Origin of the sequence: Persicirhabdus sediminis (genome assembly GCF_016595495.1) — a bacterium.
Taxonomy (GTDB): domain Bacteria; phylum Verrucomicrobiota; class Verrucomicrobiia; order Verrucomicrobiales; family Akkermansiaceae; genus Persicirhabdus; species Persicirhabdus sediminis.
Map to the genome: position 1 here is coordinate 1 of NZ_JAENIM010000016.1, position 19797 is coordinate 19797.

General features: G+C 49.7%; 17 protein-coding genes and 1 tRNA gene. 10 read left to right on the plus strand and 8 right to left on the minus strand.

Annotation, left to right across the window (positions count from 1 at the left end; all coding sequences use genetic code 11):
• The first annotated feature begins 403 nt into the window (after positions 1-403).
• Both JIN82_RS02720 and JIN82_RS02725 read left to right on the plus strand, forming a co-directional pair.
• Positions 404-1897, plus strand: coding sequence for an integron integrase (locus JIN82_RS02720; protein ID WP_325099461.1), 1494 nt, complete (start codon positions 404-406; stop codon positions 1895-1897).
• A 172-nt stretch (positions 1898-2069) separates the two neighbouring features.
• Complete coding sequence (locus JIN82_RS02725; protein ID WP_234041731.1) at positions 2070-3512, plus strand: tetratricopeptide repeat protein; 1443 nt, start codon at positions 2070-2072, stop codon at positions 3510-3512.
• A 2-nt stretch (positions 3513-3514) separates the two neighbouring features.
• On the opposite strand, the gene JIN82_RS02730 is transcribed toward JIN82_RS02725, so the two are convergent.
• Positions 3515-4186: a PDZ domain-containing protein gene (locus tag JIN82_RS02730; protein ID WP_200310107.1), complete on the minus strand. Its 672-nt coding sequence runs from the start codon at positions 4184-4186 to the stop codon at positions 3515-3517.
• Positions 4187-4585: 399 nt separating this feature from the next.
• Here JIN82_RS02730 and JIN82_RS02735 point away from each other — a divergent pair, with 399 nt between their 5' ends.
• From JIN82_RS02735 to JIN82_RS02745, 3 genes are all read left to right on the plus strand, one after another.
• The gene (locus tag JIN82_RS02735; protein WP_200310108.1) at positions 4586-4942 is read left to right on the plus strand and encodes an MmcQ/YjbR family DNA-binding protein; all 357 of its coding nucleotides are present in this window, start codon (positions 4586-4588) and stop codon (positions 4940-4942) included.
• 95 nt (positions 4943-5037) lie between these two features.
• Complete coding sequence (locus JIN82_RS02740) at positions 5038-5742, plus strand: response regulator transcription factor (RefSeq protein ID WP_200310109.1); 705 nt, start codon at positions 5038-5040, stop codon at positions 5740-5742.
• A gap of 19 nt (positions 5743-5761) precedes the next feature.
• The gene (locus JIN82_RS02745) at positions 5762-7531 is read left to right on the plus strand and encodes a sensor histidine kinase (RefSeq protein WP_234041732.1); all 1770 of its coding nucleotides are present in this window, start codon (positions 5762-5764) and stop codon (positions 7529-7531) included.
• A gap of 89 nt (positions 7532-7620) precedes the next feature.
• On the opposite strand, the gene JIN82_RS02750 is transcribed toward JIN82_RS02745, so the two are convergent.
• Together JIN82_RS02750 and JIN82_RS02755 are read right to left on the minus strand one after the other, a co-directional pair.
• Complete coding sequence (locus tag JIN82_RS02750) at positions 7621-8274, minus strand: hypothetical protein (RefSeq protein ID WP_200310111.1); 654 nt, start codon at positions 8272-8274, stop codon at positions 7621-7623.
• 108 nt (positions 8275-8382) lie between these two features.
• Positions 8383-8547 (minus strand): thioredoxin domain-containing protein, encoded by a 165-nt coding sequence (locus JIN82_RS02755; protein WP_200310112.1) that lies wholly within the window; start codon positions 8545-8547, stop codon positions 8383-8385.
• 155 nt (positions 8548-8702) lie between these two features.
• On the opposite strand from JIN82_RS02755, the gene JIN82_RS02760 reads away from it, so the two are divergent.
• The 4 genes from JIN82_RS02760 (at position 8703) to JIN82_RS02775 (ending at position 12622) form a co-directional block, all read left to right on the plus strand.
• On the plus strand, positions 8703-11270 hold the full coding sequence (locus JIN82_RS02760) for a DNA topoisomerase III (protein WP_200310113.1): 2568 nt from the start codon (positions 8703-8705) through the stop codon (positions 11268-11270).
• Between the two features lie 127 nt (positions 11271-11397).
• Positions 11398-11712 (plus strand): HU family DNA-binding protein, encoded by a 315-nt coding sequence (locus JIN82_RS02765; protein ID WP_200310114.1) that lies wholly within the window; start codon positions 11398-11400, stop codon positions 11710-11712.
• Between the two features lie 94 nt (positions 11713-11806).
• The gene (locus JIN82_RS02770) at positions 11807-12082 is read left to right on the plus strand and encodes a Precorrin-3B methylase (RefSeq protein ID WP_200310115.1); all 276 of its coding nucleotides are present in this window, start codon (positions 11807-11809) and stop codon (positions 12080-12082) included.
• A 93-nt stretch (positions 12083-12175) separates the two neighbouring features.
• The gene (locus JIN82_RS02775) at positions 12176-12622 is read left to right on the plus strand and encodes a Dps family protein (protein ID WP_200310116.1); all 447 of its coding nucleotides are present in this window, start codon (positions 12176-12178) and stop codon (positions 12620-12622) included.
• A gap of 116 nt (positions 12623-12738) precedes the next feature.
• Here JIN82_RS02775 and JIN82_RS02780 read toward each other — a convergent pair.
• Positions 12739-12820, minus strand: a tRNA-Leu gene (locus tag JIN82_RS02780).
• Positions 12821-12898: 78 nt separating this feature from the next.
• Positions 12899-13711 (minus strand): bifunctional DNA-formamidopyrimidine glycosylase/DNA-(apurinic or apyrimidinic site) lyase, encoded by an 813-nt coding sequence (gene mutM, locus JIN82_RS02785; protein WP_234041733.1) that lies wholly within the window; start codon positions 13709-13711, stop codon positions 12899-12901.
• Positions 13712-13779: 68 nt separating this feature from the next.
• Here mutM and JIN82_RS02790 point away from each other — a divergent pair, with 68 nt between their 5' ends.
• Positions 13780-16035, plus strand: a complete 2256-nt coding sequence (locus JIN82_RS02790) for a hypothetical protein (protein ID WP_200310117.1) — start codon at positions 13780-13782, stop codon at positions 16033-16035.
• Between the two features lie 121 nt (positions 16036-16156).
• Here the strand turns inward: JIN82_RS02790 and JIN82_RS02795 are convergent, their stop codons facing one another.
• From JIN82_RS02795 to JIN82_RS02805, 3 genes are all read right to left on the minus strand, one after another.
• A complete protein-coding gene (locus JIN82_RS02795) occupies positions 16157-17758 on the minus strand; it encodes a S8 family peptidase (protein ID WP_200310118.1) in 1602 nt (533 codons plus the stop codon).
• Between the two features lie 268 nt (positions 17759-18026).
• Positions 18027-18770, minus strand: a complete 744-nt coding sequence (locus tag JIN82_RS02800; RefSeq protein WP_200310119.1) for a phosphodiester glycosidase family protein — start codon at positions 18768-18770, stop codon at positions 18027-18029.
• A gap of 64 nt (positions 18771-18834) precedes the next feature.
• Positions 18835-19788 (minus strand): phosphodiester glycosidase family protein, encoded by a 954-nt coding sequence (locus JIN82_RS02805; RefSeq protein WP_200310120.1) that lies wholly within the window; start codon positions 19786-19788, stop codon positions 18835-18837.
• Positions 19789-19797: the final 9 nt, after the last annotated feature.

Below are 19797 nucleotides of genomic sequence, written 5' to 3' on the forward strand. Positions count from 1 at the left end.
TGATGGATTGGACAGGTTTCGTCGAGTGGTTTAAATGAGATCATTGTCTTTTCTTGGTTAGGATTCTTAGTATTTGAGATATTTTTTGGCAGAACAGTATTGGTTCGTAGTAATGGTTGAGTGATTTAACATTTCTGCGGCGCGATTAGCCGAGGCTGCGATCATTATTTTTGTTGAGCTGGTGGGCGGGATGTTTAGCTAGATTGATAGTTTTCATGATCGGAAAGGTTAAAATGGGTGATTGCCGATAGTAATGTTTTGGATAGGTGGATGGTGAAGGATGCTTTGAGATTTGATGAGCTGTAGAATTAACTAAATGACTAACAAAGCTGGAAGATCGAGTAAAGCGAATGAGTGATTTATTTTTAGACAGATAGCAGAATAAGGATATGGTTGTGTTCTTATGAGCAGTGTTCGTGAACAGTCTTATGGGAGGCCAGCCAAGGTGAATGGGCTGGCTGGATCAACTGCACAGCGGCGACGAGGTGGCAGCCCTGCGCGTAGGTATGTTGCGGAATCGCCACCGGCTGGAGGCTCGCAGCAAGGGCCGAAGCTGCATGAATCGAAATCGCATGAATCGAAATTGCATAAATCGTCGCCCGACGTGGCTATGGCGGCGGGTAAGGTGTCAGCTAGGAATGAGAGGCGGTCATTTTCGGCCCCCAATCCAGAGCAGTTTGAGTGGTGGGCAGATTTATCTGCCGCTAGGGATCTGACACGTCACGATAAGGCGCAGTATACATTTCTGCTTAGCTGGTTTGAGAGCTGGCGGGCGAAAAGTCACCTGGCCCCAGAGCGGGCGTCGGCGGTGGGTTTCTGGCGGTCGCAGGTGCAGAGTAAAGAGCGCACTAGCTGGCAGGAAAAGCAGTGGGCTGCGATTATCAGCTGGTATTTGCGCTGGCTGGAGCTGTGCCAACAGCAGGGCAAATGCTGCGAAAGTCTGGCTGGGCGGGTGCGCTCAGCAGTGGATCATGCGGGGGCTCGGCGCGGGTTAGCCTACCGTACGCGGCTGACCTATGGTGGCTGGGCGGCGCGGTATGCGCTATGGGCTGGTAGTAGGTCTAGAGTGCTGGATACGGAGGTGGCGCGCGAGTGGTTGAGTCATTTGGTGGTGGATCGCGCGGTGGCTTTTTCTACTCAGAAGCAGGCGCTGAATGCGTTGGTATTTTTGTATAAAGATGTCTGCGGCATGGAGGAGGTGGACCTGCAGGTGCGCTTTCGTAAAAGGGCGAAGAGAATTCCTGTGGTGCTGAATCGCACTGAGTTGGCGCAGTTGTTTGCCGAGATCAAAGATCCAATGCATAGGCTAATGGCTGAGCTGCAGTATGGCTCGGGCCTGCGTCTGCGAGAGTTGCTGCAGCTGCGGGTGAAGGATATAGATCTGGAGGCCAGTACGGTAACGGTGCGCTGTGGTAAGGGAGATAAAGATAGGGTGACGGTGCTGCCGCGTAGTTTGCAGGCGCGGCTGGAAACATTGATAGAGGAGAACCGCAAAGTCTATCTAGCTGATCGACTAGAGCGCCAAGCGGGTGTTTATCTGCCCCCTGCGCTAGCTAGAAAAATGCCACGCGCTGGTGAACGCTGGCCGTGGTTTTGGATATTTCCTCAGGGGAAAACGTCGCGTGATCCTGAAAGTGGTGTGGTGCGCCGCCACCATGTGGTTGCGGGCGTTTATTGTCATGCTCTGCGCGCCGCCTCGCAGCGAACGTGCATTAGCAAGCGGGTTACTAGTCATTGTTTGCGGCATAGCTTTGCGACTCACTTGCTAGAGGCTGGCACGGATATTAGAACTTTACAGAGCCTGCTAGGTCATGCGGATGTGACCACGACGATGATCTACACCCATGTGGTAGAGCGGCTCAGCCGAGCTGGTGTGATAAGTCCGTTGGACGGGTAGGAGATTCATCTTTATTGCCGTTGAATGTCTAGCGTGTGGCGGGAGTTGGTGTTAGTTTTTACGAATGAACTTACAGCCCTCTCAGTGTCACTGATTTTGCTTGGCATTGGCTATGGTTTCTAATCAAACAAATTTGCTCTTTTCATCTTGGCTAGAAAGTTGATATTCGGGCATGCGTTTGATCTGTGTTAGTATTTTTCTGATTTTCAGTATGGCCCTGATGCCATGGCTGGCAGCTGATGACGGTTGGTGGAATGGTAAAGCGTGGGATCAATCTGAGCTGGAAGATAGATTAGAAAAAGGTGATCCGGCGGCGATGGTTGAGTGGGCGCAGTGGTCGATGTATTCATGGGGAGGTGTGGCCTATCAACCAGATGAGATTGTTCGTAAGTTAGAGGTGGCGCACAAGCATGGAGATGAATTGGCTACTGCATTTCTAGCTAGATGTTATTGGCGAGGGATTGGGGTGAAACGTGATGCTGAGCGCGCGGTGGAGTTGTGTTACCAGTCAGCGTTTAATGAGCAGGCTTATGCGCTCTACCTGATGTCTGAGATGTATACGTCTAGGCTAGCTGAAACCAAAAAGGTGCAATTTTCTCCCGAGCTAGCGGCTGAGTGGTTAGATATTGCGATTGATGCTGATGTGGTACACGCGAAGGTTAGGGAGGCGTGCAATATTTATTACGGCTTGGGTGGCTACAAACAAGACAAACAAAAGGGCGCAGAGACGATGATCGATTTGTTTTTGCAGCATCATACGCTGTGGGTCGCGCAGATGATAGTATTTCACGCCAAGGACGATTATTTTGATGATAAGAGAGTTTTGTTAGCTTGTTTGGATAGGGTGAGTGAGGCGGCTAAGTTAGGTGGCGTCAATGCCATGGCGATGCTCGGTCAGGTTTATTGTAAATCTGGCCAGCATGATCGCGGTGTGCCCATGTTATGTGAGGCGGTTGAGGATCAACGTTCCTTCCCGGTTAGTTGTGCGGTGTGCCTAGCGCACGGGGGGCTGAGCAAAAACGAATACCCAACTATTCTGGGGGATATGGTGACGACCTATAAAATAGCCGAAGAGGCATTTGCGCGCGGCGGTCGACATAGTTGTGTGCTTAACTGGACAGTTAGGTCGTGTTTGTTTCCGCGAAATGATGATGTGCGCAAACATGCTATGGCGGAACCTATCATTCACGAATTGAAAAAAATCCCCCGCTGGCGGCATTGTGCGCTAGAGTATTTGGGTAGATTGCACTGTGTAGCGGAGGAGGAAGAGTATTATAATGCCGAGCTCGCCGAGGCTATTTTCATTTATAATAGCGCGTTTCATTATAGCTATCCGCGCAGTGTGGCCGAGCTGCATTTCCTCGTTCCTGAGTCGATGCGCGATTATATAAAATGTTATGCTGTGTACAAACGCTATGAGGCTGATGGCTGGAACCGCGACTTGAAGCGGCTGAAAGTGTGCGCCGAAAAGCTGAATGAAGAACAGCTTGCTAGAGCGGATAGTTTGATTAGGCGAGATTATCCGCTGAGTGATGAGTTCCGCAGACCCGCCTATGAGTACTTGATAGAAAATGGGGTGATTGACGACACTTGGCCGTACGAAAAAGTAGAATAAAATTAGTGGCCAATCTTGCTCAACCAAACTCCAAACATCATGTCTTGATAGTCGGTCAAGTCATGTTGGGTTTCTAGTTTGATAGGTTTTAAGGTGAGCGTGTGTGGTTTGTTTTTTAAATTTTGGCCAGTTAGGACCCAGCCAGTTCTGCGTATTTCGATGACGACTTCGCTATCTGGCTGGACTGTATTTAAAGTTTCCAGAGCGACGAGCTTGGAGTTATGGCCTCGGCAATCTTTGCTATTGATAGATACGATGCAGTCACCTTCGCGAAAACCCGCGAGTTCGGCAGGGCTGTCTTGTTCCACTCTAGCTACTAAGGGGTAGGTGCTTAGGTTGCCGTCGCTGTAGTCGATGTACCAGGTTAGCTTGATACCGTGAAATGAACTTGGTCCCGGCAGCTCGACGGTTGCCTCAAAGAGTGTGCGCAGCAGGTGTTGGAGTAGCAGTTGCTCTTCGTTAGATCTAGCTGTCAGGTAATGCTTGTTGATTACTGGCAATGAGTTCTGTGGATCAGCTAGGGCGATCTCGGTGATTTTATCTAAGAGTGCGATGTCGCCGGTATCGGCGAATGCTAGTAATTCGAGATCTATCGGCGCGAGCTTGCTCTCAGCGGCGATGGCTGGGCAGGTAGCGATAGTTGCTAGGATAAGCAGCTTGTGGAGGATGTTCATGTGTATTTGTTATCTGTGGGGTCAGTTAGCTCTAGCGGTAGCTGGAAGTAGCTGAGATTATTGCTGCTAGTAGCCTGTGGCTGGGTGGAGCTGAGGCTGGGTGAAGTAAACTAGCTGGCAATGGGAATGGGGGGCATTGTCTTATTGTGGTCTTGCTCTGCACGGGGGTGCAGGAGTGGGGCAAGGCACGGGTTTTGGTGTATTATCGTCGGCTAACTTGTAAAGAATTGGCCTGTGAATTTGAGATATTCACATCACTGTACACCTTGGAAGTCAATAGCCGTTTCATTTTTTTAACTAGATTTTGGCTAGAGATAGTTGGTTTATATAAAAAAGTAGCTTTTGCCTACGTGGTTAATTTGATTATTTAGGTAAAGCGATCTAGCGTAGAGATGAATTATGAAAGATTTGCCCGATGTCATTGCTTATTGTCTATCATTAGCTGAAGTAGAAGAGACGACGCCCTTTGGTGTGGATGTATTGGTATATAAGGTATGTGGAAAAATGTTTGCGCTCAGCGCGGTGGATGATGTGCCATCGCGGGTGAACCTGAAGTGTGAGCCTGGGCGAGCCGTAGAGTTACGTGACCAATACGAAGCCATTTTGCCGGGTTATCACATGAACAAAAAGCACTGGAATACCGTGTTGCTAGATGGCTCTGTGCCAGCAGATTTGTTACGTGAGTTGATCGACCATTCCTATCAGCTGGTTGTGGCGGGTTTGAAAAAAGCCGATCGCGAGCGGCTCAGTCAGTGAGCTGCGCTAGCTGGACGTCCTGCTGCTTGGTGATTTTACAAAGTTTTTACAGCTGGCGGGGGCGGATGTGTTTATGATGGCATGGCAATAAGGTGATGATGAGCGAGGTTCCTACAATATTAGTTTGCGAAGATGATGAGGCAGTGCGCTGCGGGGTGGTGGATACCCTGAGTTTTGCTGGCTACGAAGTGATAGAAGCGCGCGACGGACGAGAGGCGATGGATAAGGCGCTGAATGCTAGCTACCGGCTGATGTTGTTGGATCTGGTCATGCCGCATCACAGTGGTTTTGAGGTGTTGCAGAGTTTGAAAAAACATCGGCCCGGACAGGCGGTTATCATTCTATCAGCCCGTGGCGAAGAGGCAGATCGGGTGAAAGGCTTGACCATGGGGGCTGACGATTATGTAGTGAAGCCATTCAGCGTTAGGGAGCTGCTAGCTAGAGTGGATGCAGTGCTGCGGCGCACCGTTGAGCGGCCAGCTGAGCAGGGTAAGGTGCGCTGTGCGACTGGCCAGCTGGATTTTGCGCGCATGCAGATGATTTTGGCTACAGGCGAGGTGGTTAGTTTGTCTGAGCGTGAGTGTGATTTGCTAAAGTATTTATCAGCTAACAATGAACGAGCGATTTCTCGTGAAGAGCTGTTGCGGCATGTGTGGGGTATTGACCCGAAGAATTTACATACGCGCACGGTGGACATGCATATTGCCAATCTGCGCGAGAAGTTAGGTGATAAAGATCAGGCCGTTATTGTGACGGTGCGCGGAAAAGGGTATATGATGATCTTGTGTGATGAGAGCTAAAACTAGATGGGCTTGGGTTTTGTTAATTTCCTGCGCGGCGGTCATCGTGCTGGCGATGAGCTGGATGAGCCGCAACGTGCTGCAGCTGGAAAGGCAAAATGCTAGAGTGCAAGCTGCGGCTGAGTTAGATGATCGTGTGCGTTCGGCCTTATGGCGGATGGACACTTTAGCCTCGGCGATTCTGGCTGAGATTGCACTTGGTCAGCGGGATGAATTGATCAAAGACGAGATCATCATCAGCCGTGGTGATGACGGGAAGTTTACCTTTCAGCCAGCTGGAAATGTGGAGCCAGCTGAGATGCTGCGTTCGCGGGAAGATACGGCGAACATTAAAGAATCAGCTGAGCCGAGTCAGAGCAAACTACAAGTGCTCAATGCTCTAGCCGTTGAGGCGCTGCAAACCGAGGAGCTAGCTCAATCTAGCGAGCCCAGTGAAAGCGAGCAGCAGGCTCAGCATACGCAGCAATGGGCGGCGCAGCAACGCGCTGAAGGCAAAGCGGGGGAGTTGCGGCAAGATTTGGGATACAATATTCAGCGCAAGCAGGTTGAGAGTCTGAAACGCAAGAGCATTGTTAGTCGTTCAAATATTTCCGCCAATTCACATCTCGCTGAGAGTTTTGCTCAGCCTGGATCCGCATCATTAGATTCTGGGGATGTCGCTGATGCGGAGCCGTCAGGGCAAGTCTTAGGGGATGTTAGTAAATTTGTTATTCCCGCTGAGCTATCACCATTTCGCGCTGCTTGGGTAGACGGTGAGCTCACATTAGTACGCATGATGAATGGCCAAGTTAAGGCCTATACATTAGATGCTAGACGCTTGATGAACGAGCTCTTAGCTGAGCTGGAGGATGTTCTACCGAATGCCAGTTTGTTAGCGTTAGCTGACGACGCTGGGCAGCTGGAGCAAGTGATGGCGCTGTCTACATTTCCGCTGGTATTGAATGCTGGCGAGGAAATTGTCGACCCTGTGTTAGCTGGAAGTCAGCTGCGCAAGACTCTGGCAATGGCTTGGCTGGGTGCCTTGCTGATGATTGTCGCCGTATTTGTTTTGTTTGCTGGCATTATGCGCTTGAGCGAGCGCCGAGCGTCCTTTGTTTCCTCGGTGACTCATGAGTTGCGCACGCCGCTAACGACATTCAGTTTGTATTCAGACATGTTAGCCAGTGGCATGGTACGCAGTGAGGAAAAACAAAAGCAGTATTTGCAGACCTTGAAGCGCGAGTCGATGCGGCTGAATCATCTGGTAGAGAATGTGCTGTTATACTCGCGCATTGAGCGTGGTAGTGCGCGCGCTCAGGTGGAGAGCCTGAGTTATGGACAGCTAATCCAGCGGCTTGGTGAAAGTCTGGCTGAACGATGTGAGCGTGAGTTGGTAGATTTCCAGCTGGATCCGCTAGATGATGATCTAGCTGATAGGTTGCTGCGTGTGGACGTCACTTCCATCGAGCAGGTGATTTTTAATCTAGTGGATAATGCTATCAAATACGGCGCTGATGATGACGGTTGTGTGCAGGTGAAATTTTCTAGCCAGCTAGCTGATGGCGGTGACCAGTTAGAACTGCGAATTGGCGACCGTGGCGCTGGCGTGAGCGCGGCTGAGCGCCGCAAGATTTTCAAACCCTTTCACAAGAGTGCAGCGGAGGCGGCGCATTCGAAACCCGGTGTTGGCTTAGGCTTGGCGTTGAGCTCTAGTCTGGCAAAAGAAATGCACGGGTCGCTGGAGTTGGTCGACGGTGGTGATGGTGTGGGCGCTTGTTTTGTGTTGCGTATCCCGGCTGTGGTCGATTGATTATCAGCTAGATAGCGAGAATGAAAAAATCCGCCTAGCTGGATTAGCTAGACGGATTTTCTGGTGAATTAGTTTACCTTTCTTAACTATTATTCTGCGGATTTCTTGAGCTGATTAAAATGTTCAATGGCGCGCAGCATGAGCTGGCCTGTTTCTGATTGAGCATCAATCGCCTGGATCTCATTGGCTAGCGCGATGGCTTCGTCGAATTTCTTTTGTTCGGCGAGAGCGGCCACTTTGATGAGCATGACTTCTTGCAGGTCTTCGCCAGCTGGCTCGAACTGCTTGATGTGCTCGTCGGCAATAGTGATCATGCCATCGAAATCCTGTTTTTTATAGGCCTCTTCGACTTTTGCCTCGAGTCCAGCCATGGCTTTCTGGCCAGCGATGTATTTGGTGAAGCCGGTCTCGTCGTTAGGGTCGGAGTCTTTGATAGCTTGAATTTGCTCGCTGTAGAACCCTGGCACATATTTCTGCTGCACGGGCAGGCCTGAGAGGATCTCGATGATGCGTTTTGATTTTTCCACACCTTCAAGTTTGTCGGCGGCAGCTAGGTCCTTGTCGCGTTGCACGCGGATGTCGGCCTGTTCCTTGAGGCTATCGGCAAATTCCTTGGGCGTAGCGGCGCGTTCGGATTCCGCGTACGGGCGTCCTGAAGCATCGAGCAATAGCAGGGTGGGGAAATATTCCACGCTGTAGAGGTCGGAAAGTTTATCATTTTTTTCGCGCTGGCTGGCGTCCATTTCCTTCTGGCGAGGGAAATCGATTTCTACGAGAACGAAGGCATCTTTGAGCTGCTCGGCAAATTCCTTTTTAGAGAAGACACGCTCCTCAAGATCTACGCAAGCTCCTCACCAGTCAGAGCCAGTGAAGTTGATGAAAATGTCTTTGTTTTCCGCAGTAGCTACTTTTTTAGCAGCTTCTAGGTCTGTGAGCCAGCCGTCAGTAGAGGCTAGGGTGGCGGTGGCTGTAACGATGGAAAATCCAGCGCCAGCGAGCATGGTTTTTAGTGTCATATTAATAGAATGAGAATGCAGGCTAATAATTATTCCATGAATGGTGTGTTCGCTAGAAATTTTTTGCTAAAAATAAGTTTGCGTAGAGATTGGAGGATAATTCTTTGAAGATTTGCCTTTTCAACAGGCAAAACCAAGTCTACTCAACGTCATCGATGTCAAAGTCACTCATCATAGCCGAGAAGCCTTCTGTCGCGGGGGATTTATCCAAAGCTCTAGCAAAAGCTCCAGGAGTTGGAAAATTCGAGAAGAAGGGAAAAGGGAGAGATGTCTATTACGAGAATGATAACATTGTTATCTCCTCAGCGGTAGGTCATCTCGTTGAATTGCAGATGCCTACTGGGCCTACTGGCAAGAAACTGCCGTGGAACTTTAATGTGCTGCCAGCAGTGCCTGATAAGTTCACTCTGCAGCCCATCGAGGCATCAGAGCCACGTCTTAAGCAGTTGCTCAAGCTAGCGCGCCGCAAGGACGTTGATGACATCATTAATGCATGCGATGCGGGCCGTGAGGGTGAGCTGATCTTCAGCTATATCATTGAGTTGGGCAAAATTAAGAAGCCTGTCAAGCGACTGTGGATGCAGTCGATGACACAAAATTCTATCCTGCAAGCGTGGGAGAACATGCGTAGCGCCGAGGAGATGAGCCATCTGCGTGACGCTGCTAAATGCCGATCTGAGTCTGACTGGCTGGTTGGCTTGAATGCAACTCGCGCATTGACCTGTTTCCGCTCACGTCACGGTGGATTTAATGTGACCTCAGCAGGCCGTGTGCAGACGCCTACTTTGGCGATTCTGGTGAAGCGCGAGCTAGAGATTCAGAAATTTGTGCCTGAAGATTATGCAGAGGTGCACGCTGACTTTGAAGTTTCTTCAGGTGAATACGCTGGCCGCTGGATTGACGAATCATGGAAAAAAGATGCGGAAAAACCACACGGTCGTGCCGAGCGCATCTGGGACAAAGCAGATGCTGAGGCGATTCGCGAACGCTGTGACGGCAAGGTAGCTGAAGTTAGCGAAGAGCAAAAGCCAAGCAAACAGGCAGCTCCTCAGCTATACGATCTGACCACACTTCAACGTGAGGCATCAAGCCGTTTTGGATTCTCTGCTCAGCGCACGCTGCAGCTGGCGCAGGCATTGTACGAGAAGTACAAGATGCTTACTTATCCACGTACCGATTCTCGCTACCTTCCTGAAGATTACCTCAGCGAAGTGAAAACCACAGTGGCGGCTATCCGCGACAATGGTGGTGAGCTGGGCGATCACGCACAAGATGCGCTGAAAAATGACCGTGTTATTTTGACCAAGCGCGTTTTCAATGACGCGAAGATTTCTGATCACTTTGCGATCATTCCTACTGGCCGATTTGTAAAAATGGACGAGCAAGCTGCTAAGTTGTTTGATCTCGTAACCAAGCGATTTTTGGCGGTATTTTTCCCGCATGCTGAGTTCATGAATACTCGTCGCATGACCCGTATCGACCACGGTGGTGGATTGGTAGACGGATTCCTGACGACTGGTAAAGTGCTGGTGAAACCAGGTTGGCTGGCTGTTTACGGTCGCCGTCCAGGTGTTTCAGCTGGTAAAGACGAGCTGTGTGCTGTGCAGGAAGGTGAGAAGGCGCAGACGCTCCATGTGGAAGTGAAACATGAAGAAACTCGCCCGCCAGCTAGATTTAACGAATCCACATTGCTTTCAGCGATGGAGGGTGCAGGCAAGTTGCTCGACGATGAAGAGCTGCGCGAAGCCATGAGCGAGCGCGGTCTGGGCACTCCAGCGACGCGTGCGGCGACGATTGAAGGTTTGATCCGTCAGAAGTACATCGAGCGCGACGGCCGTGAGATTCATGTGACACGCCGCGGGCTCACGCTGATTGATATCGTCTTTGAGCTGAGCATTCAGCAGCTGGCATCGCCGAGCATGACTGGTGACTGGGAGTACAAATTGCGCCAGATGGAGCAGGGTAAGCTCGCTCGCTCTGAGTTCATGCACGAGATCATTGAATTCACCAAGGACGTGGTCAACCGCGCCAAGGAGTACACTAATGAGCTCAAAAACCGCGAATTTCCTGACTTGGATGCCGCTTGCCCGATGTGTGGCAGTGAGCCAATCAAGCAAACTGACGCCACCTACGAGTGCACTAACCCTGAGTGTAAGTTTAAGACCAATAAGTACATCGCTACGCGTTTGCTTACTGAGCCGGAAGCTAAGGAGCTGTTCTCGAAGAAATTCATCGGGCCGCTGGAAGGGTTCAAATCGCGCTTCAATAAACCATTTGATGCCGCTCTCGAGCTAGACGAGAAATTCAAGGTAAACTTCGTATTTGAGAAGGACGACGACGACGTTGACGACCTGACGGATGATATGGTGATTGCCAATGTGAAGGTCTCAACTGGTAAAGAGGTGAAAATTTACGAGACCGCTAAGGCGTGGCGTGCACCAGAATTGGTCACCAAGAACGATCCTGAGGGTCTGCGTATATCGAAAGTTATTTTGCAACATGAGCTGAAAAACGAGGACGCGATCCAATTAATTAGCGAAGGTAAAACTAAACTGATTAAAGGGTTCGTATCAAGAAGAACCAAACGTCCGTTCTCAGCCTTCCTTACCCTAGATATAAAGACTGGCAAGGTTGGCTTCGAGTTTGAACCGCGTAAAACGAGCGCTCAAAAGAAGGCGGCTAAGAAGGCCGCTCGCAAGGCGCCGAAGAAAGAAGAAGGCTAATTCTGCGTAACTTAATCTATATTGAGTGTTTAGATAAACCACCCAATAAGTGGTAAGAAATAATGGACAATTTCAGCCACCTATGGTTTTTCAAGACTCAGCAAAGCCCAGTACTCAAAAACGAACAATGGATACTATTACAAAACGCGACTTGGTCATGAAGCTCAGCAATAAAACTGGCTTAAATCAACAGGAAGTTATGAGCGTTCTCGAGTCAATGCTCGAGACCGTTACTGAAGAACTCGCTAAGGGTAACTCAGTAGTAATGCGTAACTTCGGATCATTTCAAGTACGTGAAATGAAAGGAAAGATTGGACGTAATCCAAAGAACCCAGGTAAAGACATGACAATCCCACCACGTGCGGTTGTTAAGTTCAAGCCAGGCAAAGAGATGAAAGAGAAAGTTGCTCGCATCTTGCCAGTTCTTCAGGAACGCGCTTAATTCTTTTGCTTATAAAACACAACGAAATGAGGGAGGTCCAATTGGGCTTCCCTTTTTTTGTTTTCTCGCCAGATCGATCGCCTATTGTGCTGATATGCCAGCGAAGAAAAAACCAGTCGATCAGCTGCAAGGTAAAGCTCTAATCAAAGAAGTTAACCGCAGGATTAGACTGGCTAGATCTCTGTGGGATGCACATCGCAACAAGGCGTGCCGACGCGAGCGCGATGCCGCTATCGTGCTCTACGAGCGGCTCAGTACAGCTGAGCGCGAGCAGGTGCCACAGGTCTTGCGTGTCTGGCTGCGCTACCGCAGTGAGAAATATTTTGGCGACCATAGGACAAAACCAGGTGGCTCAAGTCGAAAGGCTTAGTTAGCTGCTGGTTAGGGATTTCTCCTGCTTTAAATAACTGTTTATTAGAGAACGGTTTGCAATCTGCCTTATCCGTGTAACTTCTAAGTTGTTATGAATAAAAACGCAGATGTTGTAAAAGCCCTCCGTAAAGTAGTAGGAACTAGCTACGCGCTCATGGCGCAAACTCACCTGTGCCACTGGAACGTCCGTGGAGCTAACTTTTTCTCCCTCCATACAGCCTTCGAAGAGCAGTACACTGAGCTGTTTGCTGCTATCGACGAGATCGCTGAGCGCATCAGAGCGCTGGGTGAGCTCGCTCCAGGCGGACTGGCTAGCCTCGCCGCCATCGGTCAGGTAGAAGAGATTGCAGAAGACGCAAAAGCGGCTGATATGGCGGCGCACATTGCCGCGGTGAATGCTCAGCTGGTAGAAGATCTAGCGGCTGCTCGCGATCTGGCTGGCGAAGCTGGGGACTCAGAAACCGAGGATCTCATGATTGCTAGAACGCAAGTTCACCAGAAGCACATCTGGATGCTCAAAAGCTACCTCGAAGTCTAGACGGTAGAAATTTGCTAGAGAATGAGATCTCTAGCGAATTCATACGTAGAAACACAAAAAGCTAGCCGTGATGGCTAGCTTTTTTGATCTTGTCACTAGGTACTAAGTAAAGAAAGTACCGGCAGTGGGAATCGAACCCACACTTCCGAAGAAACGCGATTTTGAATCGCGCGCGTCTACCAATTCCGCCATGCCGGCGTGACGCGGCGAATCTTCTTCATTGTGGCGAAAATGTCAACATCACAGGTGAGAAACTTGCACTTTTTTTGCCAGTGTTCATTTTTGGCAATGGCCACAATAATAGGTAGATCGCTGGCCTAGCACGATGCGCTTGATAGGTTTTTGGCATTGGTGGCATTTATCTCCCTCACGGTCATAGACATCGAGTGATTGTTTGAAATAGCCTGGCTGGCCAGAGGCATTAACAAAGTCACGCAGCGTGGTGCCGCCTTGTTTGATTGCCTCAGCTAGGACTTCGCGGATGACACGGTGAAGCTTGTCTAGCCGCGCACGTGAGACCTTGTTGGCTGCGCGCTTTGGGTGAATGCCAGCGCGAAATAAGGACTCACAGGCGTAGATGTTTCCGACGCCAACCACCACTTTCGACTGCATGATAAATGATTTGATAGATGCCCTGCTGCGCGCGCACTGCTCAGCTAAGTAGTCAGCGGTAAACTCGTCTGCTAGAGGCTCTGGACCAAGGTTTTTAATCAATGCATGTTGTTGGATATCTTCCTTTGTCCACAGCGCGCAGCCAAATCGTCGCGGGTCGTGCAAGCGCATTTCCTTGCCTGAAGTTAGCTGGATAATCAAATGATCGTGTTTTCTGTGATCATCGCTGGGCTGGCAGATGCGCAGACTGCCTGACATGCCGAGGTGGAGGAGTAACTTGCCCTTGTTAGTGTGGATGATGATGTATTTAGCGCGTCGTTCTAATTGGTTTATTTTCTGATCTATCAGTTCGCTGATCTCTGGGCTGACTGGCCAGCGCAAGTTTGCGTTACGTACAATAACATCGGCGACCACCTGATTGAGCAGGTGCGGTTCTATGCCGCGTCTAGTGGTTTCTACTTCGGGAAGTTCTGGCATAATGATAGGTGAAAAAGTTGGGATTTCTATTGTCAGCTGGAGCTGACTTTTATAGATACTTGCCTAGCATGAAACTAAAAAAAGTTCTCTATATACCTATTCTATCAAGTATGGTGCTCATGCCAGCTTGTAAACAGAAAGATGGTGAAGCCGCTAGTGGTGAATCTGCTAGCATTGAAGATAAGGTAGTAGACGCCGTGAAGCAGGTTGTTTCACCGGGTAAGTCAGCTGAAGAGCGCGCTGCGAAGTTAGGTTTTGCAAAGAATCTACCAGCTGATATCGAGTATTATTCATCTGTGCAGAATGGCGCGGAATTGTTTGCGGCATTTCAAAGCTCTGCAATGGGCCAGTTGCTGATAGAGCGCATGGAGGCTGAGGGTATGACATTTGAAGATGTGCTGGGCTCACCTGAGATGAAGTCACAGCTCGCACCATATGCTGAAGATTATTTCCAAGCCTACGGCAAAGGTGGCGGCAAAGCCGCTGGGCATGCGGTGGATTTCATCACTCAGCTAGCGTATTATGGTACTAACGCATCTATCTACACAATAGATGCTCAACAACGCGATGGGGATGGATTTGCTGATGATTATTTAACATTTGTGAGTGGTCTGATGGATGGCCCGCTTAAAGGTTTTCCTAAAGAGTTGGTAGGCTTGTTTGGCGAGTTCGAAATGCCAGCGTATTATCAAGGCTACAAGATTTCTAATGCTGAGGATCGCGCAGCTAACAAGGATGAAATGGATGTCATGTATGCCATGATGTTTGGTTATACCGAAGAAATGGGCATCTCTGAGTCGATTCAGTTCACTCGTCAAGGCGCTGAATTCACTGGTTATAAAATCAACGGCGCAGGCATTGCTGCTCTCATCAATGAGGAAAATGTTGGTGAAGGCTACGGAATAATGTCTGAGATGCTTGGTGCTGAAAATCTCGAGAATTTCAAAAGCTCCATGGCTGAAAAGACGCTGGTTCTAGCTACTGCTGAAGTTGGTGACTATGTGGTGATTTTCATCGGTTCTAACGAAGATCAATGTGTATTTGTTGATAAGCCATCAGACTCTATTGTTGCTAGCGACAAGATTGCTTTTGTAGATGACTACTTAGATAAAAAGTTAGTTAGCGTGGCGCTGGCTGAAAAAGAGATGATGCAAGCAGCTGGGTCCTACGGCTCACTCTTCCAGCAGCTGCTTAATGCTGGTTTCAAAGGTCTCAAAGAAGGTGTAGAAAATGCTACCGCTCTGGGAGATACTCAAGATGTTACTGTGTTGCTAGATAGCTTGCAGAAGCAAGGCGAAGCGCTGCAGGCAATGTATAAACCTGAAGGCATGGGCATGGTTTGCTGGTTTGACAGTGGATTACATGCGGAGATGTTTGGTGGTTCTAACGCACCAGCGGTAAACTTCAGCAAAACGCATTCTTTGAGCGAGCTTGGTGCCGGTGAGAACATTCTGTTTTTTGCTAACCAAATGAACAACAAAGAGTACAGCCAAAAGGCGCTGGAGTACTTTGAGACGATTGGCGCTACTTCCTATGTGCTAACTAACCGTCTATCAGCGATGGATATTGATGATCCTGAGTTTGAGCAGTTCAAGATGATGTTCCAGATGTTTGATGGAAGCTTCAAGGCTGATCTGTTGGGCTTGTGGACTGCGCTGAGTGGAGATCTAGCTGGTGGTCTTGGTGATGAATCTGCAGTGGTGATTGATACCGCTGGTAGTCTGCCAACAGTGCCAATGATTCCTCAGGTTTTGGTGGATGAAGCAAAAGTTCCTCGTCTCGCATACGTGAGCACAGTGGAAGATCGCAGCAAACTACAGTCGTCATGGGAAAAGGTGAACGCCTCAACGCAAAACCTACTGAAGAGTGTGGGCGCGATGACTGGTATGGAAATTCCAATGCAAAAGCCAATGAGCAGCCAGATGAATGGCCTAACTAGTTGGTCATTTGCTATTCCAGGTGCTCATGATAATGCTAATTTGACTGTATCAGTTAGTGATACAGTGTTCATTTCATCGACTTCTAAGCAATTTGCTGAGCAGCTCAATGAAATCAGCATGAAGAAGCAATCTGCAACAGTTAGCGGTAGCTACATGAAGTTAGACTTCAAAGTGGCACATAAGCTAGCTACGGATTGGTTTGCTCTCATCGAGAAAAATGCTGATGCTGTGATGGGCTCTGAGTCAGCTAAGGAAGATTTCCTAGCTAACAAAGGTGAGATCCAGAAGGTTCTTGATGCTATGGCTGAGCTCGACGAGCTGACTGTGCATATCCGTGAAGAAGACGGTGAGACACGTACTAGTGTTAGTCTGTCAGCCAAATAGTCTTCTCTATCATTGTCTAGCTGGATGACTTCCAGCTGGGCGTGTATGATTTCAAAAGCTGCTCTGTGATGTCATGGAGCAGCTTTTTATGTGCCCATTTAGTCAGCGTGCCGCCATCTGCCTACTCTTCGAGTTGGTTGATTAGAATATTGGCTGATAGGGAGTTATTATCAAGCCTCGCATCAATCTCAGGATCGGCAATGGTGGTAGTGATAGGCAGGTAGGTGCCATCAGCTGGAGTAAGTACTTGCGCCTCGTAGCTGAACACTTCACCCGGAGCTAAGCTGGTGATGTTGACAATTCTTTCGTTGCCCGCTGCATTGATGCTGATAGGTGTGTTGATGAGTGTTTCGGTGCCGCGGTTTTGGATGTTCACCTGAATCAATGAAGGGGTGTTAGCTGCGCCTTGTTCGACGACAGCATAACCTGAAACCGCTGGGTCGTAGCGACCAGCTTGATTTCCATTGAGCACGCGATCCATTGCAGGGATGCCGTTGCCGTATTGTTCATTTGGGCCAGCTAGTCCGCCGTCGTTAGCATAGCTGGATACGATTTCTTGTGCTTGGAAAGCATCTACTTGATAGAGCGACATGGTGGCTGCGATAATACTTGTGAGTACTGGTGCGGCGGCGGAGGTGCCAGTGAATGGGATCAGCTTGTCTGTGGACCATGCAGCGTTGAGTTGGTAGCCAGGGGCGACAAAATCCAGCGAGGGGTCACTGTTGGAGAATAGGAGATGTTGTGCATTGGCGTCGATAGCTCCCACTGAGGTAACGGACGGGTAGGCGGCTGGATAGGCAGCGTGATCGAGTCCGTTATTGCCAGAGGCTGCGACGATGAGAACGTCGTTAGACGCTGCGTAATCTACGGCATTGGCTAGAATGTCGCTATCGCCATAAGTGCCCATGGAGATGTTAATGATATCCGCGCCTGAATCCACTGCGGTGATGATGCCTTCGGCGATGTGATAGGCTGTAGATAGACCATTTTCGTTAGCTACACGCAGTGACATGAGCTCAGCTGCTGGAGCTATGCCGGGTGTAATCTCGCTCTGACCAACAATGATGGAGCTAACGGCTGTGCCGTGCTGGTGCTCAGTGGAGCCCTCAGTAAGCGGCATGATGGCGATGCGCTGAACATTGTCACCAATAGCTGGATGGTAGGAGAGGCCTGAGTCGAGGACGGCAACGGTGACGCCGCTGCCCCAGCTAGAATTGTCTCCTTCAATGCCTAACCATGATAAGTAATCTTGGCCAAATCCCAAAGCGTCTGGCTGGATTTCCCCAGCTGGCGGCATTGGTGGCGGGGTGACTAGGTAGTTAGCGTCTTGCTTGGCATCGCCAGCTACCTTCTTCAGTTCGTCGATGGAGATGAAGCGCACGCGAGCGCTGAGTAATTTGTCGACCACGCCGATGAGGCGGATCTTCGATTGGTCTGCCGCAGCGATTTTTTCTAGAAATAGATCGAGTTCTTCTTGGCTAGTAAATGTGAGGATTTTTTCGTCTAGCTTGATCTCAGCTTGAGCGGCATCTGGCGCGTGAAAGTTAGCTGGCTGGCTGGCTGGGCTTTGTGTCGATTGTGCCTGTTGGGTGGTGTTTGTTCGCGCTTGATTGACGACTTTGTTGGTCTCTTCATCAGGGGCTGCTTTTCTAATGACCGCGATGCCAAGCATCAGGATAACAGCGGCTAGAGTAAGGATGAGCTTGCGGTCAAATTGGAACATGAAAGTGGTATTGGGTTGTGCCGTTGATTTCTGCGTGTGGGTGACGGGTAGAAAATTCCTAGCTCTAGCTGAGCTGCGAGGTGTCAGCTAGATAGGGTGGGCGGCTTGATTGAAATGGCTGCTGATTGTGTTTTCTTGCTGTGGGCAACGAATGATTGTGTGGCTAATAATAGACCATGCATGCTTATCAACCAAGCATCGATGATGTTAGTTGTGATGTTTTTTCTCCGCCAGCTAGCTTGCTGCCAATTTCTACAGCGAGCGGGTCTTATTTTTCAGCAATGCCAATGAAGCTGCGTGACCGTCTAAGCTCACGTAGGTAGAGCGGTTGTGCTAGCTGGGATTTGGTCCAGAACCCGCTAGCTGACCCTTCACCGAGCACGACAGCTGTTTCAACTTTAAATGGAATCTTGGCATGGTTACTGAGTGTGTATGCCAGCGTTTTCAATGTGCAGGCAGGCGAGTAGGCGATCGCCCATTTGTTGCCGCCGTCGTGGATGATGAAGGTGCGTCGCTTGTATGAGTGAGCGTTGAGCTTGGCTGAGGTTTTGCCATCAGAGATCAGTAGCGGGCCGCTCTGCAGAAGTTGTTCCGGATTTTTCAGCGGTGATTGTAAATATTCTTTGCTAGGTTCTAGTCTAACATTAGTGCCGTCTGTGGCTAAGATGGCGCATTGTTCGTTAGCTGTGCTGAAGGTATTAGAGATCACTTTGCCATCACAAACCGCCAAACCTTCGTGACTACCAGATGCGGTTGCGCTAGCGCCATTACAGCCAGCAATGCAGTTGCGCTTGGCCATAGCAATTCTGAGATTTGCGTATTTTTGTTTGGAAATCCCTTCTTGGTCAATGATGAGGATGTCGTGCTTGCGGCTGTCGAAGCTGAAAAAATGCACGGTACGCTGGCTGCCATTGTAGCCTACCGGGAGCTCCAGAGCGAGATGCTGGCCGAAGCTAGACGAGAGCGCCATGGTCATGGCGACGAGGGTGAGGGGTAGGCAATGAAGGTTCATGGTGTTGCGGTTTTTGTGGACTACAGCAGGTGGTAAACACCAGTTATACGCATATGGAGCGATGTCAACGTTCCTTCAATACGAGGAAATTTCTCACATCTTTATTCCAGAATGCACGAAACTCCTTTTTTCCATGCGGCACATCAGCGCTGACCCACATGTCTGAGGATCTCCCGCCGTCTAGGTTGAGCGCGTATTTGATAGGGAATCCGACCAGTCTATCTGAGTTCAATGCGGCTGCTAGATCGTTGAGTGAACAGATTGAGCTGTAACCAATTGCCCAGTGGTGCTGGCCGTTCCAGATGATGAAACTGCGCACACGCTGGTTAGACGTATTTAGACCAGATGTTTTTTTGCCATTTTCTATGAGAAATGGACCAGTTTGCAGGGCTTCTACGGCGCCTAATGAATTTGACCATTTCTGCCGGCGAATCAGCTGGGTTTCCGTAGCTGAGGTGTAATAAAATCCGGTGCCGAGCGAGCTCGGGTTGATATAACCCGCACTTCTTCCCTGGCTAACAATCTTGCCTAGCGGTTTTCCTTCTGGGGTGAAAAATCCACCATTGATGGCGGCTAGACCGCGCTGAGATTCAGCGCACTGGCGAGCGGTGAACCAACGTGTCCCTGGGCCAGCTGGCTGGTCGGCGACAACAAGTTTGTGATCTCTATCGTCAAAGCGGACAAATCTCAGGTCGATGCCGTTTTTCTTGGTATCGATAAATTTGAGTGTGGTGCGCGCTTGTGCTGATGGTTTGCTTTTGTGCGCGGTGGACGTTTTTCTTTCGTTGTTAGTATTAGCTAGATGCGGCTGGCTCAGAGGGCTTAGAGGCTCAGTTTGCGTGAGCTTATTCTGTTTGTCCTGCAGGTGGACCGATGGGTGGGGGATGTGGATCTCCTCCGCTTGCCTCTTATGATCAAAAGGTTGGCACGAACTCAGCCCAACAGCGAGCAGGGTGAGGCAGGATATGTTATAAATGGATCGTTGTTGGCTATGCTGAGTGGGCTGGCTGGAGGTCATGAATACTGC